The sequence below is a fragment of the Clavibacter lycopersici genome, from assembly GCF_003576405.1.
Taxonomy (GTDB): domain Bacteria; phylum Actinomycetota; class Actinomycetes; order Actinomycetales; family Microbacteriaceae; genus Clavibacter; species Clavibacter lycopersici.
The window spans coordinates 1-419 of record NZ_QWGT01000559.1; the positions used below are offsets into that span (position 1 = coordinate 1).

1 pseudogene is annotated in these 419 nt (G+C 76.8%); it reads left to right on the forward strand.

Features of this window, described 5'->3' with window-relative positions:
* A pseudogene (locus DZG00_RS16525) lies at positions 1-419 on the forward strand (bifunctional 3'-5' exonuclease/DNA polymerase); the annotation flags it as partial.

Sequence of the window (419 nt, forward strand, 5' to 3'; positions counted from 1 at the left end):
CCGCGCACGGCGGGGCGCCGCCCGCGCTGCGGCGGCTCGCCGCGCGGATCCGCGAGATCCTCGCCGCGCCCGACCTCAACGTCGACAGCCCGCCCGACGTGCTCCGGGCGCTCCGCCGTGCCGGCATCGACGCCTCGAGCACCCGGCAGTGGGAGCTGCAGGAGATCGACCACCCCGTCATCGCGCCGCTGCTGGAGCACAAGAAGCTGTCCCGCCTCCTCACCGCCAACGGGTGGACCTGGATGGAGACGTGGATCCGCGACGGCCGCTTCCACCCCGAGTACGTGCCGGGCGGCGTCGTCACCGGGCGCTGGGCCGCCAGCGGAGGGGGCGCGCTGCAGCTGCCCCGCCAGATCCGGTCGGCCGTCCGCGCGGATCCCGGCTGGCGGCTCGTCGTCGCCGACGCCGCGCAGCTCGAG